Below are 12534 nucleotides of genomic sequence, written 5' to 3'. Positions count from 1 at the left end.
TCGGGCAGGCTGCTGCCCCTGCGTGATCCCGCCCCGCCGTCCGCGGGCGCCCCGCACCGTATGGGGGCGCCCGCGGACCCGGCGGCCCGGACCCGGCGGCACGGACCCGGCGCCGCGGACCCGACACCGCGGCCGGATCTCCCCGGTTCTGACAACTGTCTCCAGTTCTGGCGACCGAAGATTGGCAGTTCACGCAGCCGCCGGCCGGGACCGAGGGGTGAGACTGGGTGACATACCGCCCACCCACGTACAGGGGAATTCATGACCGGGTCACGCGTCCTGGCTCTCGGCCATTACCAGCCCTCCGGCGTGCTCACCAACGACGACCTCGCCAAAATGGTCGACACCGACGACGCCTGGATCCGCAGCCGGGTCGGCATCCGCACCCGCCATGTCGCCGCCCCGGACGAGACGGTGGACTCGATGGCGGCCGCCGCCGCGGCCAAGGCCCTGGCCGCCAGCGGCCTGGCCCCGCAGGACATCGACTTGGTGCTGGTCGCCACCTGCACGGCCACCGACCGCAGCCCGAACACCGCGGCCCGGGTCGCCGCCCGACTCGGGCTGGACGCCCCCGCGACGATGGACCTCAACGTCGTCTGCGCCGGCTTCACCCATGCACTGGCCACCGCCGACCACGCCATCCGGGCCGGCTCCGCGACCCATGCGCTGGTCATCGGGGCGGAGAAGTTCACCGGGGTCGTCGACTGGACGGACCGCTCGACCTGTGTGCTGGTCGGCGATGGGGCGGGCGCCGCGGTGGTCAGCGCCTCCCCGGAGCAGGAGATCGGTCCGGTGCTGTGGGGCTCGGTGCCGCAGATGGGCGGTGCGATCCGTATCGAGGGCGAGCCGGCCCGGTTCGCCCAGGAGGGCCAGACCGTCTACCGCTGGGCGACCACCCAGCTGCCGGCCATCGCCCGCAAGGTGTGCGAGCGCTCCGGGATCGCACCCGCCGATCTCGCCGGCGTGGTGCTGCACCAGGCCAACCTGCGGATCATCGAGCCGGTCGCGGAGCGGCTCGGCGCGGTCAACGCGGTGGTCGCCAAGGACGTCGTCGACTCCGGGAACACCTCCGCGGCATCCGTGCCGCTCGCCCTGTCCAAGCTGGTCGAGCGGCGCGAGATCAGCTCCGGTGCCCCGGTGCTGCTGTTCGCCTTCGGCGGCAACCTCTCGTACGCGGGGCAGGTCATCAGCTGCCCGTGAGGCGGCCGGTGCCGCGTCCGATTCGTTCAAGACCGTGGCCCGGCGGGCCGCCTACGCTCGCCGCATGACCACCACTTCTTCCTCCACCACCACACCGTCCACACCACGGTTCGCAGCCGTCGGCATGGTCGTGGCCGACATGGCCGCGGCCCTCGCCTTCTACCGCCGCCTCGGCCTGGACGTCCCCGCCGAAGCGGACGGCGCCCCGCACGCCGAGGCGCAGCTCCCCGGCGGCCTGCGGCTGATGTGGGACACCCAGGACACCGCGCGTGCCATCGACCCGGACTGGACGCCGCCGCAGGACGGCACCCCTACGGCGCTCGCGTTCGAGTGCGCGGGACCCGCCGGGGTCGACGCGGTCTACGCGGAGCTCACCGCCGCCGGCTATACGGGCGAGAAGGCGCCGTGGGATGCCTTCTGGGGGCAGCGCTACGCCGTCGTACAGGACCCGGACGGCCATGGGGTCGATCTGTTCGCGCCGCTGCCCCAGGGGACGGCCGGGGGACAGCCGTAAGACAGTTCCAAGGGACTGTCTTCAAAGTCCCTAGCCGGTGTCCCCGGGGTGCTCGCGCAGGTACAGCGCGCCGCAGCTGTGGCAGAAGGGCTCGCCCTTGGGCGTGCCCCAGACCTCGGCCGTTTGGGTGGCCGCTGCCGGTGCCAGCTCCCGCCCGCACATCGCGGTGGTGCCTTCCAGCCGCACCATGTGCCAGATCTTCACCGGCGTGTCCGCATGCGGCAGAACGCCTTCCTCGTACTCGGCGCGCATCTCGTGCTCCATGGCGGTGCACCTCCTACGCCCACGATGCGCCAGCCGGTCGGCGCCCACAACGGCAGCCGGGGCCCGGCCCCGGGCCGGTGATCCCGCGCAATCGCGTCAGAACACCGACCATCCGGTCAGCGTCGTGAAGTGGTCCAGGGCCGCGGCGCCCGCGACGGAGTTGCCGCGGGCGTCGAGTCCCGGGCTCCAGACGCACAGCGTGCAGCGGCCGGGGATCACGGCGATGATGCCGCCGCCGACCCCGCTCTTCGCGGGCAGCCCGACCCGGTAGGCGAACTCCCCGGCCGCGTCGTACGTCCCGCAGGTCAGCATCACCGCGTTGATCCGCTTGGCCTCGCGGGCCTCCAGCAGGCGGCTGCCGTCGGCGCGCAGCCCGTGGCGGGCCAGGAATCCGCCGGCGACGGCCAGATCCCGGCAGCTCATCTCGATCGAGCACTGCCAGAAGTAGTGCTCGATGACGCTGGGGACGGGGTTCTCCAGATTGCCGAAGGACGCCATGAAATGCGCCAGGGCGGCATTGCGGTCGCCGTGTTCGGCCTCGGAGTCGGCCACCGCCTGGTCGAAGGCGAGGTCCTGGTTGCCGCTCTCCTCACGCAGGAAGTGCAGCATCGAGGTGCTGGCGTCGCCGGTGAGGGTCTGCAGCCGGTCGGTGACCACCAGCGCGCCCGCGTTGATGAACGGGTTACGGGGGATGCCGTTCTCCGCCTCCAGCTGGACCAGCGAGTTGAACGGCGTACCGGACGGCTCGCGGCCCACTCGCTGCCAGATGCTGTCGTGGCCGCCGTGGCTCTGGGCCATCACCAGCGCCAGCGAGAACGTCTTGGAAATGGACTGCACGGAGAACGGGGTCTCCCAGTCGCCGACCCCGTACACGTCACCGTTGATATCGGCCACCGCGATCCCGAAACGGTCCGCGGACACCCGCTCGAGCGCCGGTATGTAGTCGGCGACCCGGCCCTGGCGCACGTACGGCCTGGCGTGGGCCGCTACCTCCTCGAGAACGGCCTGGTAGTCCATGACGGACACGCTAACCCGGGGCGAGCAGCACCCCCATCGGGGCCCCCGCCAGCGACTTCACCTCGCGGGCGAGGTGCGCCTGATCCGCGTATCCGGCACGCACCGCGACCTGTGCGTACGGCATCCCGGAGCGCGCCAGGTCGAGCGCGCGGACGAGCCGGAGCACCCGGGTCAGGGTCTTGGGGCCGTAGCCGAAGGCGTCCAGGCTCAGCCGGTGCAGCTGGCGTTCGCTGAGGGCCACGGCGCGGGCCACCTCGGCGACGGGGCGGCCGCGGGCGAGCGCCGCGGCGACGGCGGCGGTGCGGCCCCCTGTCGTGGTGGCATCCCGGAGGCGGGCCACGGCGGTCTCCTCCAGAAGGCGGCCCACACCGCCCCCGCTGGCCGTCGCCCCCGCCTCCGCCAGCCGCCCGGCCAGCTCCCGTACCCGGCCGGCGGGCCACAGGTCCGCCAACGGCACCCGTTGATCGCGTAGTTCGTGGGCCGGTACGCCGAAGACGGCCGGGCCCTGGCCCGGTGCGAAGCGCAGCCCCACGATGGGGGTGCCTCGCCCGCCCTCAGGGCCACGGGGAAGGGCGCCGGGCACGGCCTCCCCCGGGAGATGCGGCCCGGTGTCGGGCCCCGCCACCAGCAGTCGGCCCCCGCTCCAGATCAGATCCGTACAGCCGTCGGGCAGCACCGGGCGGGCCGGCAGGGTGGTGCGGGTCCACAGCACCGCGCCGGCCGGCCGGGACACCCGCTCCCGGTATCCGCCCGATACGCCGAATGGCTCGTCCGGGTCGCGCTCTTCGCCCACGTCCCCCAGCCTGGCACGGGAACCTCACGGCCGTCCGCGCCGTTGATCCCTTACGACACGGACCGCACCGGAGGTGGCACATGGCAGGGTTTCTCGACCGCGCCAAGGAGCAGGCACGGCACGGACTGGAGCAGGGCAAGCAGAAGGTCGACGAGGTGCAACAGAACCGCGCCGGCAACGAGCTGCTGAGAAAGCTGGGCTCCGCGTACTTCGCCGAGCGGCGGGGCAGCGGCTCGCCCGAGGCGACCCGGGACGCGCTCAACACCCTCGAGGCGCATGTCAACGCGCACGGGGACGCGTTCCTGCACTCGAACGGGTAGCGGACGGCCCGGTATAGCGGCAGGGCACGGGCGCGCACGGTCCTGACGGACCGCCGGCGCGGCCTGGGCCCGGCGGGCGGCCGATACCGCTCGTGCATTGGCCCGGCGGGCGGCCGAAACCGCTCGTACATTCCCGAACGAACCGCCCGCGTTGTGCCGTTCCCCTCCCCCGGCACGGCCCCGTCCCGTACAAGCGAGACATGAGGCGGTGCGCGGTCGGCGGCCGCCGTGTCCGCATCGGAGTGGGCCATGTCCGCACCCCTGTCCGCCGCCCGGTTCCTCGACGTGCTCACCTCCGAAGGGCTGCGGGTCGACGAGATCGCCGGCTGGGAGACGCACAACCGCAACACGAAGGGCCCGTGGGGCCCGGTGCACGGCGTGATGGTGCACCACACCGGCACCTCCGGCGCCGCGAGCACCGTCCGGCTCTGCCACGACGGCCGCCCTGACCTGCCGGGACCGCTGTGCCACGGCGTGATCACCAAGGACGGCACGGTGCATCTGGTCGGCTACGGCCGCGCCAACCACGCGGGCCTCGGCGACGGGGACGTCCTGCGCGCGGTGATCGCCGAGAAACGGCTGCCGCCGGACGACGAGGCCGACACCGACGGGAACTCCGCCTTCTACGGCTTCGAGTGCGAGAACCTCGGCGACGGCAAGGATCCCTGGCCCGCGGCCCAGCTGGCCGCGCTGGAGAAGGCCGTGGCGGCGGTGTGCCGGGCACACGGCTGGACCGAGCGCTCGGTGATCGGGCATCTGGAGTGGCAGCCGGGCAAGGTCGATCCGCGCGGCTTCACGATGGCCTGGCTGCGCGAGCGGATCGGCGCCCGGCTGAAGTGAGCGGCCGGCGGTACGGGCCGCGCCCGCCCGGCCGCCGCCCGCGACAATGGGCAGCGTGACCAGCACCGCCCCCGGCCCGCTGCCGGATCCGCACGCCCTGCGCCCGCGTCTGCCCTCGCCCGTCCAGGAGGTCGAGGACGAGCCGTTCGCGCGCCGCGGCGTACGGCTGCTGCTGAAGCGGGACGATCTGATCCACCCGGATCTGCCGGGCAACAAGTGGCGCAAGCTGGCACCGAACCTGCGGGCCGCTGCCGCGGCGGGCGACCGCGCGCTGCTGACCTTCGGCGGCGCGTACTCCAACCATCTTCGGGCCACCGCGGCGGCCGGCCGGCTGCTCGGCTTCGCCACCATCGGTGTGGTCCGCGGCGACGAGCTCGCCGGCGCACCGCTCAATCCTTCGCTGGCCCGCTGCGCCGCCGACGGTATGCGGCTGTACTTCCTCGACCGCGCCCGCTACCGCCGCACCGGCGGCCCGGACGTCCTCGCCACCCTGCACGACCGCTTCGGCGACTTCCGGGTCATACCGGAGGGCGGCAGCAACTCCCTTGCCGCCCAAGGCTGTACGGCGCTGGGCCGGGAGCTGCGCGGGGTCGCGGACACGGTGGCGGTGGCCTGCGGAACGGGCGGCACACTCGCCGGGCTCGCCGCGGGGCTGGGCCCGGGGCAGCGCGCGCTGGGGTTTCCCGTACTCAAGGGCGGCCGCCCGCACTTCCTCCAGGAGACGGTCGAGGAGCTGCAGCGCGGGGCGTTCGGCGGGCCGCGCGGCGACTGGCGGCTGGACGACCGCTTCCACTGCGGCGGCTACGCCCGCCGCACCCCGGACCTGGACGCGTTCGCGGACGCCTTCGAGGACCGGCACGGGCTGCCCCTGGAGCGGGTCTATGTCGCCAAACTGCTGTACGGGCTGACGGCGCTGGTCGAGGAGGGCGCCTTCGCACCCGGCAGCACGGTGGCCGCCGTGATCACCGGCACGCCCTGAACCCACGCTCCCGCCCGGGGCCGCGCCCGGTCCGGGGACGGTCGGCGGCCTGTCCGCGGCGCCCCGTGCAGCCGCCCGGCCGCCCGTCCAGCCGTCCGGCCGTCCGGCCGTCCGCCACGGCTATGAGGCGCCCTCCCGGTAGGCCGTCGCCTCCTCCAGATCCAGCCGGCGCAGCAGCGTCCGCAGCATCTCGTCGTCGATCCGGCGGGTGTCCCGCAGCTGGACGAACACCCGCCGCTCGGTGTCGATGATCTCCCGGGCCAGCCGTCGGTAGGTCTCGTCGGCGGACTCCCCGGTCACCTCGTTGACCGCGCCCAGCCGCTCCCACACGGAGTTGCGGCGCCGCTCCATGATCGTGCGCAGCCGGTCGGCGAGCGGTCCCGGCAGGGCGTTGCGCTCGTCCCGGAGGAGCTCCTCCAGGCGCTCCTCGGCGGCGCGCGAGGCCTCGTTCTGCGCCTGCGCCTCGGCGAGCGTCTCGGCCTGGGGGTCGGGGCCGGGCACCTTCAGCACGCGGATCAGCGGCGGCAGCGTCAGCCCCTGGATGACGAGGGTGGCGATGACGGTGGTGAAGGCCAGGAAGAGCACGAGGTTGCGGGCCGGGAAGGAACCGTCGCCGGGCACGGTCGGCGGGATGGAGAACGCGATGGCCAGCGACACCACACCGCGCATCCCCGCCCAGGCGACGATGACCGGCCCCTTCCAGGTCGTGTCCGGCTCCCGGGCACGGATCCGGGCCGACAGGGCCCGGGGCAGATACGTCGAGGGAAAGACCCACACGAAGCGCGACACGACCACGACGACGAACACCACGACCGCGTACCAGACGGCCTGCGCAGCGCCGAACTCCCCCAGTCCGCGCAGCACCACCCGCAGCTGGAGCCCGATCAGCGCGAAGACCGCGGACTCCAGGACGAAGGAGACCACCTTCCAGACGGCGTCCTCCTGGAGCCGGGTCTCGAAGTCGACCTGCCAGGAGCGGTGCCCCAGGTAGAGGCCGACCACGACGACGGCGAGCACCCCGGAGGCGTGGAGCTGCTCGGCCGCCGCATAGGCGAAGAACGGGATGAGCAGCGAGAGGGTGTTCTCCAGCAGCGCCGACTCGCGCAGCCGGACGCGCAGCCAGTGCAGCGGCACCATCAGGACGACACCGATGCCGATACCGCCCAGCGAGGCGACGGCGAACTCCTTGATCCCCTCGCCCCAGCCGGCGCCGGCCCCGAGGGCCGCCGCGAGCAGGACCTTGTACACGGTGATCGCGGTGGCGTCGTTGAACAGCGATTCGCCCTGGAGGATCGTGGTGACCCGGTGCGGCAGCCCGAGCCTGCGGGCGATGGCGGTGGCCGCGACGGCGTCCGGCGGGGCGACGACGGCCCCCAGGACCAGTGCGACGGCCAGCGGCAAACCGGGGATGACGAGGTAGGCGACATAGCCGACCAGGAACGTCGCGACCAGGACATAGCCGACCGACAGCAGCGCCACCGGCCGCAGATTGGCCCGCAGATCCAGATACGAGGCGTCCAGCGCCGCACTGTGCAGCAGCGGGGGCAGCACCAGCGGCAGCACGATGTGCGGATCGAGGGTGTAGTCCGGGATCCCCGGGATGTAGGACGCCACGAGCCCCGCGGCGACCAGGAGCAGCGGCGCCGGGACGGGGGTGCGGCGCGCCAGCCCGGCGATCGCCGTGCTCCCCGCGACCAGAAAAAACAGCGGCATCACAGCCATCGGTCCCGTCCCGTCCCCATACCCTTCGCCGCCCGTCCCGGCGATCTAACCTGGCCATCATGAGCGAGTGCACCCACGTTGCCGAGCTGCCGCGCCCCGAGCCGGCCCCCCTGAGCGCCACCTGCCTGGAGTGCCTGGCTGCCGGCAGCCACCCCGTACAGCTGCGGAAGTGCCTGGTCTGCGGCCATGTCGGCTGCTGCGATTCGTCGCCGTACCGGCATGCGACCCGGCACTTCGAGGAGACCGGCCATCCCGTGATGAGGACGCTCGAACCGGGCGAGTCCTGGCGCTGGTGCTTCACCGACCAGAAACTGGTGTGAAGCATCTCCGGGCCCCCGTTTAGCCTGCACCTATGATCCGCGAAGCGACTCCCGACGACGTCCCCGTCATCCTGGCCATGATCGGCGAGCTGGCGGCGTACGAGCACGCCTCCGAGGCCGCGCGGGCCACCGAGCCGCAGCTCGCCGAAGCCCTCTTCGGGCCGCAGCCGGCCGCCTTCGCACTGATCGCGGAGGCCGGCGGCGCCCCGGTGGGCTTTGCCCTGTGGTTCCGGAACTTCTCGACCTGGACCGGCACGCACGGTGTCTATCTGGAGGATCTGTACGTCCGTCCCGAGGCGCGCGGCGGCGGCCACGGCAAGGCGCTGCTCGCGGCCCTCGCGGAGCTCTGCGTGGCCCGCGGATACGAGCGTTTCGAGTGGCCAGTCCTGGATTGGAATGAACCGTCCATCGGTTTTTACCGGTCCGTCGGTGCTCAGCCCATGGACGAATGGACGGTCTTCCGGCTCACTGGAGAGGCACTGCACAACCTTGCGGGCGGCTCGCGTGCCAACGGAGCGTAATCGGCATCGATTTGACAGTGCACACCCCTAGCCACTGTCCGTACCCGTGGCTTTACAATCAGTGACAGCGACGGCTGGGGCGACCGGGGCCGGATCGCCGCCGGACGGCAGCGGTGCTCCTTCCGGGCGACACCGGCCCGCAGATCGCGATAGCGTCACAGCCGAACCATGTGCCGCGCCGGATCGTTCTCCTTTCGTCCGAGGGGAGAGAGGACCGGCGCGAAATATCCCGAACAACGCGAAAATCGCGCATTCCAGCTCAACCAGCTTGTGCCACCTTGGAGGTGAGGGTGTCCCAGATCGCAGGCGAGCCCGGGACTCAGGACTTCGTGGAAGTCCGTCTGCCCGCTGCGGGTGCCTACCTGTCCGTGCTGCGAACGGCCACGGCCGGCCTCGCAGCCCGCTTGGACTTCACCCTCGACGAGATCGAGGATCTGCGCATCGCGGTCGACGAGGCCTGCGCGATCCTGCTGCAACAGGCCGTCCCCGGCAGTGTGCTGAGCTGCGTCTTCCGCCTCATCGACGACGCACTGCAGGTGACCGTGTCCGCCCCGACGACCGACGGCCGTGCCCCGGAGCGCGACACCTTCGCCTGGACGGTGCTCTCCGCACTGGCCGGCAAGGTCGATTCCACCGTCGCCGAGGACCGTACGGTCACCATCAGTCTGTACAAGGAGCGCGGCGCCGGTCCCGGACCGTCATGACCGAACAGGGGGCCCCGTGAAAGATCTCGAACGCGGCGGGCGGATGGCGTCCAGTGCGACCATCCCCGAGCAGCAGGCCCGGCCGCATCCGGTGGGAGTGGACGACCACGGCGGCCGGTTGGACGCGGCGGAGCAGGCAGAGCGGGCGGACCACATGGAGCAGAGCGAGCAGCCGGGACAGCCGGCGCATCAGCACGATGCGCCGGCCCCCGAACACCAGCTGCAGGAACCACAGCATTCCCAGGCGCAGCCGCACGACCGCAGCGGCGCCCGGGCGATGTTCTACGAGCTGCGCAAGCTCCCCGACGGCTCCCCGGAGCGCGCGGAGCTGCGCAACACCCTCGTCCGTATGCACCTCCCGCTCGTCGAGCATCTGGCCCGGCGGTTCCGCAACCGTGGTGAGCCGCTGGACGATCTGACCCAGGTCGCCACCATCGGCCTGATCAAGTCCGTGGACCGCTTCGACCCGGACCGCGGCGTGGAGTTCTCCACGTACGCCACCCCCACCGTCGTCGGCGAGATCAAGCGGCACTTCCGCGACAAGGGCTGGGCGGTCCGCGTCCCGCGCCGCCTCCAGGAGCTGCGGCTGTCGCTCACCACCGCGACCGCCGAGCTGTCCCAGCGGCACGGGCGCGCGCCCACGGTCCATGAGCTGGCCGAGCATCTGGCGATCTCCGAGGAGGAGGTCCTGGAGGGGCTGGAGTCCGCCAACGCCTACAGCACCCTCTCCCTGGACGTCCCGGACACGGACGACGAGTCCCCGGCCGTCGCCGACACCCTCGGCGCCGAGGACGAGGCCCTGGAGGGCGTGGAGTACCGCGAGTCCCTCAAACCGTTGCTGGAGGACCTCCCGCCGCGCGAGAAGAAGATCCTGCTGCTGCGCTTCTTCGGCAACATGACCCAGTCGCAGATCGCCCAGGAGGTCGGCATCTCCCAGATGCACGTCTCCCGCCTGCTGGCCCGCACCCTCGCCCAGCTGCGCGACAAGCTGCTCGTCGAGGAGTGAGCGACGAATGAACGGGGCGGGCGGGGTCTTACGGGCTCCGCCCCTCGTGCGTTGCGGCCCCGGCCCCTCCCGTCAGGCCCGGCCGTTCGGACGGGCAGCACACGGGACGTTCCTCAGGGCGTCTCCCGCGGCCCGATGCCCAGCGCCTCGGTGGCCGTCGGATTGACCAGCAGGACGAGCACGACCAGCGCGGCCACGGCCAGCCCGACGCCGGCCGCGATCAGCGCGCCGCCGCCGTTGACGAGCGTCCAGGCCACCGGCAGCGCCACGATCTGAGTGATCAGCGAGGGGCCCCGGCTCCAGCGGCGGCGCAGCCACAGCCCCCGCGCGGCCACCAGCGGCAGCACCGCGAGCGCCAGGACGGTCAGCCCGCCCATCTCCGCCTGCTGCGGGCTGTCCGGCGAACCGGCCAGACCCATGATCAGCATGTACGCGCCGAGGGCGGCCAGCGCGAGCCCTTCGACCGCGGTGAGCGCCGCAGCGGCGCTCAGCCGGGCGGGCCGCGGACCGGTCGGCTCGGGCGCGGTGGGGGCGCCGGCGGCTCGGGAAGCGGACTGTTTCTGCTGACTGCTCACCCCAGCAGGGTAGCGCCGGCGCTCCGGCCTGCGGGGCCGCCCCGGACCCGGACGGGACGTCGGGCCGGTACCAGCAGGTAGGTACGCTGCTCCATATGCGCGCACTTCTCGTGGTCAATCCCGCAGCAACCACCACCAGTGCCCGCACCCGTGACGTACTCACCCACGCGCTCGCCAGTGACCTCAAGCTGGAGGTCGCACAGACGCAGTACCGCGGGCATGCCCGTGATCTTGCCCGGCAGGCCACGGAGGGCGGGGAGACCGACCTGGTGGTGGCGCTCGGCGGCGACGGCACGGTCAACGAGGTCGTCAACGGTCTGCTGGCGAACGGCCCCGATCCGGACTCGCATCCCCGCCTCGCCGTCGTCCCCGGCGGCTCCACCAATGTCTTCGCCCGCGCGCTCGGGCTCCCCAACGACGTCGTGGAGGCGACCGGCGCCCTGCTGGACGCGCTGCGCGACGGCAGCGAGCGCACGATCGGCCTGGGGCTCGCCGCGGGCACACCGGGCAGCGAGGACGAGGGCGTACCCGAGCGCTGGTTCACCTTCTGCGCGGGCTTCGGTTTCGACGCCGGTGTGGTCGGCCGGGTCGAGCAGCAGCGCGAACGCGGCAAGCGTTCGACCCACGCCCTGTACGTGCGACAGGTCGTACGGCAGTTCCTGGCCGAGGCGAACCGCCGGCGGGGCGTCATCACCCTCGAACGCCCTGGCGGGGCCGAGGGTGCGGCGGAGCGTGTCGAGGACCTCGCGCTGGCCATAATCTGCAACACCGCCCCGTGGTCCTACCTGGGCAATCGGCCGATCTACCCGTCCCCGGACGCCTCGTTCGACACGGCCCTGGATCTGTTCGCACTGAGCAAGTTCTCACCGCCCGCGGTGACCCGGTACGCCACCCAGCTGCTGACGTCAACACCACAGCGCGGGCCCCACGGCAAGCACGCACTCTCACTTCACGACCTCACGAACTTCACCTTGCATTCGCAGGTCCCACTCCCCTTCCAGATGGACGGTGACCACCTGGGACTGCGTACGAGTGTGACGTTCACAGGCGTTCGCCGTGCACTGCGTGTGATTGTGTGAGCAGTAGGGCCTAAAGTCCTTTCACTCGAACGTTTAGACTGGTTTCCACCCCCTGGAATGACGGCTGTGAGCTAGGCGACACCAAGGAATCAAAAAAAAGTTTCCGGAAGGGGTTGTATCCGCCGCCGAGGTTTGCGAGTCTCTTCATGGCGATCGGGACGGCCGCTTTACCGGCCCCCTTGAGAGCCCGAATCCTCCTCCTCATTCCACAGGACCGCGCCAGTTCTCAACTGGAGTTCGGCCCTTCCCTTGTGGAGGGATTCGTGAAAGCGTTCACATTCACAAGCAACGATCCCGTCACACGAGGAGATGGAGCAGCCATGGACTGGCGTCACCGCGCCGTTTGCCGCGAGGAAGACCCCGAGCTCTTCTTCCCTATCGGCAACACCGGTCCTGCGCTGCTGCAGATCGAGGAAGCCAAGGCCGTCTGCCGCCGCTGCCCCGTCATGGAGCAGTGCCTGCAGTGGGCGCTCGAGTCCGGCCAGGACTCCGGCGTCTGGGGTGGTCTGAGCGAGGACGAGCGCCGCGCAATGAAGCGCCGTGCAGCTCGCAACCGGGCGCGCAACGCCAGCGCCTGAGCCAGTAGCCCCGTGGCCCCCGAGCCGCAGCGCGCAGTACCCCCGATGCACCCCCGGAGCTGACAGGCCCGGTCGTTATCGCATCGCAACAGCTTTGAGCCC

General features: G+C 71.8%; 16 protein-coding genes. 11 read left to right on the top strand and 5 right to left on the bottom strand.

What is annotated here, in order from left to right; translation table 11 throughout:
- The first annotated feature begins 261 nt into the window (after positions 1–261).
- Positions 262–1200, top strand: a complete 939-nt coding sequence (locus K7C20_RS24855) for a beta-ketoacyl-ACP synthase III (protein WP_053209421.1) — start codon at positions 262–264, stop codon at positions 1198–1200.
- Positions 1201–1264: 64 nt separating this feature from the next.
- A complete protein-coding gene (locus K7C20_RS24850; protein ID WP_030081705.1) occupies positions 1265–1714 on the top strand; it encodes a VOC family protein in 450 nt (149 codons plus the stop codon).
- 30 nt (positions 1715–1744) lie between these two features.
- Here the strand turns inward: K7C20_RS24850 and K7C20_RS24845 are convergent, their stop codons facing one another.
- From K7C20_RS24845 to K7C20_RS24835, 3 genes are all read right to left on the bottom strand, one after another.
- Complete coding sequence (locus tag K7C20_RS24845; RefSeq protein WP_030081707.1) at positions 1745–1978, bottom strand: hypothetical protein; 234 nt, start codon at positions 1976–1978, stop codon at positions 1745–1747.
- A 96-nt stretch (positions 1979–2074) separates the two neighbouring features.
- Entirely contained in the window at positions 2075–2995 is a 921-nt protein-coding gene (locus K7C20_RS24840; protein WP_030081709.1) for a glutaminase, read from the bottom strand.
- Positions 2996–3005: 10 nt separating this feature from the next.
- Positions 3006–3788 carry a helix-turn-helix transcriptional regulator gene (locus K7C20_RS24835; protein WP_048829468.1) on the bottom strand — a complete coding sequence of 261 codons (783 nt, stop codon included), beginning with the start codon at positions 3786–3788 and terminating at the stop codon, positions 3006–3008.
- Positions 3789–3868: 80 nt separating this feature from the next.
- Here K7C20_RS24835 and K7C20_RS24830 point away from each other — a divergent pair, with 80 nt between their 5' ends.
- The 3 genes from K7C20_RS24830 (at position 3869) to K7C20_RS24820 (ending at position 5927) form a co-directional block, all read left to right on the top strand.
- Positions 3869–4108, top strand: coding sequence for a hypothetical protein (locus tag K7C20_RS24830; RefSeq protein WP_030081713.1), 240 nt, complete (start codon positions 3869–3871; stop codon positions 4106–4108).
- A gap of 249 nt (positions 4109–4357) precedes the next feature.
- Entirely contained in the window at positions 4358–4948 is a 591-nt protein-coding gene (locus K7C20_RS24825) for an N-acetylmuramoyl-L-alanine amidase (RefSeq protein ID WP_030081714.1), read from the top strand.
- Between the two features lie 46 nt (positions 4949–4994).
- Complete coding sequence (locus tag K7C20_RS24820; RefSeq protein ID WP_053209419.1) at positions 4995–5927, top strand: 1-aminocyclopropane-1-carboxylate deaminase/D-cysteine desulfhydrase; 933 nt, start codon at positions 4995–4997, stop codon at positions 5925–5927.
- Between the two features lie 120 nt (positions 5928–6047).
- On the opposite strand, the gene K7C20_RS24815 is transcribed toward K7C20_RS24820, so the two are convergent.
- Positions 6048–7649, bottom strand: a complete 1602-nt coding sequence (locus tag K7C20_RS24815) for a Na+/H+ antiporter (protein ID WP_030081723.1) — start codon at positions 7647–7649, stop codon at positions 6048–6050.
- 59 nt (positions 7650–7708) lie between these two features.
- Here K7C20_RS24815 and K7C20_RS24810 point away from each other — a divergent pair, with 59 nt between their 5' ends.
- The 4 genes from K7C20_RS24810 to K7C20_RS24795 all read left to right on the top strand — a co-directional run bounded on the left by K7C20_RS24810 (position 7709) and on the right by K7C20_RS24795 (position 10200).
- Positions 7709–7969 carry a UBP-type zinc finger domain-containing protein gene (locus K7C20_RS24810; RefSeq protein WP_030081725.1) on the top strand — a complete coding sequence of 87 codons (261 nt, stop codon included), beginning with the start codon at positions 7709–7711 and terminating at the stop codon, positions 7967–7969.
- A 32-nt stretch (positions 7970–8001) separates the two neighbouring features.
- A complete protein-coding gene (locus tag K7C20_RS24805; RefSeq protein ID WP_030081727.1) occupies positions 8002–8490 on the top strand; it encodes a GNAT family N-acetyltransferase in 489 nt (162 codons plus the stop codon).
- A gap of 290 nt (positions 8491–8780) precedes the next feature.
- Entirely contained in the window at positions 8781–9194 is a 414-nt protein-coding gene (locus tag K7C20_RS24800) for an ATP-binding protein (protein ID WP_003985353.1), read from the top strand.
- Positions 9195–9237: 43 nt separating this feature from the next.
- On the top strand, positions 9238–10200 hold the full coding sequence (locus tag K7C20_RS24795) for an RNA polymerase sigma factor SigF (protein ID WP_030081729.1): 963 nt from the start codon (positions 9238–9240) through the stop codon (positions 10198–10200).
- A gap of 113 nt (positions 10201–10313) precedes the next feature.
- Here K7C20_RS24795 and K7C20_RS24790 read toward each other — a convergent pair whose 3' ends face one another.
- Entirely contained in the window at positions 10314–10775 is a 462-nt protein-coding gene (locus K7C20_RS24790; protein ID WP_053209418.1) for a hypothetical protein, read from the bottom strand.
- A 95-nt stretch (positions 10776–10870) separates the two neighbouring features.
- On the opposite strand from K7C20_RS24790, the gene K7C20_RS24785 reads away from it, so the two are divergent.
- Both K7C20_RS24785 and K7C20_RS24780 read left to right on the top strand, forming a co-directional pair.
- Positions 10871–11854, top strand: a complete 984-nt coding sequence (locus K7C20_RS24785) for a diacylglycerol/lipid kinase family protein (RefSeq protein ID WP_030081735.1) — start codon at positions 10871–10873, stop codon at positions 11852–11854.
- Positions 11855–12174: 320 nt separating this feature from the next.
- Complete coding sequence (locus tag K7C20_RS24780) at positions 12175–12432, top strand: WhiB family transcriptional regulator (RefSeq protein WP_003983230.1); 258 nt, start codon at positions 12175–12177, stop codon at positions 12430–12432.
- The last annotated feature ends 102 nt before the right edge of the window (positions 12433–12534 follow it).

Source organism: Streptomyces decoyicus, from assembly GCF_019880305.1.
GTDB lineage: Bacteria > Actinomycetota > Actinomycetes > Streptomycetales > Streptomycetaceae > Streptomyces > Streptomyces decoyicus.
This window is presented reverse-complemented; position numbering and strand designations above follow the sequence as displayed.

Excerpts from the sequence above, each read along its gene's own strand:
- K7C20_RS24840 (WP_030081709.1), bottom strand. The coding sequence starts at position 2,995 with ATGGACTACCAGGCCGTTCTCGAGGAGGTAGCGGCCCACGCCAGGCCG.
- K7C20_RS24780 (WP_003983230.1), top strand. The coding sequence starts at position 12,175 with ATGGACTGGCGTCACCGCGCCGTTTGCCGCGAGGAAGACCCCGAGCTC.
- K7C20_RS24845 (WP_030081707.1), bottom strand. The coding sequence starts at position 1,978 with ATGGAGCACGAGATGCGCGCCGAGTACGAGGAAGGCGTTCTGCCGCAT.
- K7C20_RS24810 (WP_030081725.1), top strand. The coding sequence starts at position 7,709 with ATGAGCGAGTGCACCCACGTTGCCGAGCTGCCGCGCCCCGAGCCGGCC.
- K7C20_RS24825 (WP_030081714.1), top strand. The coding sequence starts at position 4,358 with ATGTCCGCACCCCTGTCCGCCGCCCGGTTCCTCGACGTGCTCACCTCC.
- K7C20_RS24785 (WP_030081735.1), top strand. The coding sequence starts at position 10,871 with ATGCGCGCACTTCTCGTGGTCAATCCCGCAGCAACCACCACCAGTGCC.
- K7C20_RS24805 (WP_030081727.1), top strand. The coding sequence starts at position 8,002 with ATGATCCGCGAAGCGACTCCCGACGACGTCCCCGTCATCCTGGCCATG.
- K7C20_RS24795 (WP_030081729.1), top strand. The coding sequence starts at position 9,238 with ATGGCGTCCAGTGCGACCATCCCCGAGCAGCAGGCCCGGCCGCATCCG.
- K7C20_RS24815 (WP_030081723.1), bottom strand. The coding sequence starts at position 7,649 with ATGGCTGTGATGCCGCTGTTTTTTCTGGTCGCGGGGAGCACGGCGATC.
- K7C20_RS24820 (WP_053209419.1), top strand. The coding sequence starts at position 4,995 with ATGGGCAGCGTGACCAGCACCGCCCCCGGCCCGCTGCCGGATCCGCAC.
- K7C20_RS24830 (WP_030081713.1), top strand. The coding sequence starts at position 3,869 with ATGGCAGGGTTTCTCGACCGCGCCAAGGAGCAGGCACGGCACGGACTG.
- K7C20_RS24850 (WP_030081705.1), top strand. The coding sequence starts at position 1,265 with ATGACCACCACTTCTTCCTCCACCACCACACCGTCCACACCACGGTTC.
- K7C20_RS24855 (WP_053209421.1), top strand. The coding sequence starts at position 262 with ATGACCGGGTCACGCGTCCTGGCTCTCGGCCATTACCAGCCCTCCGGC.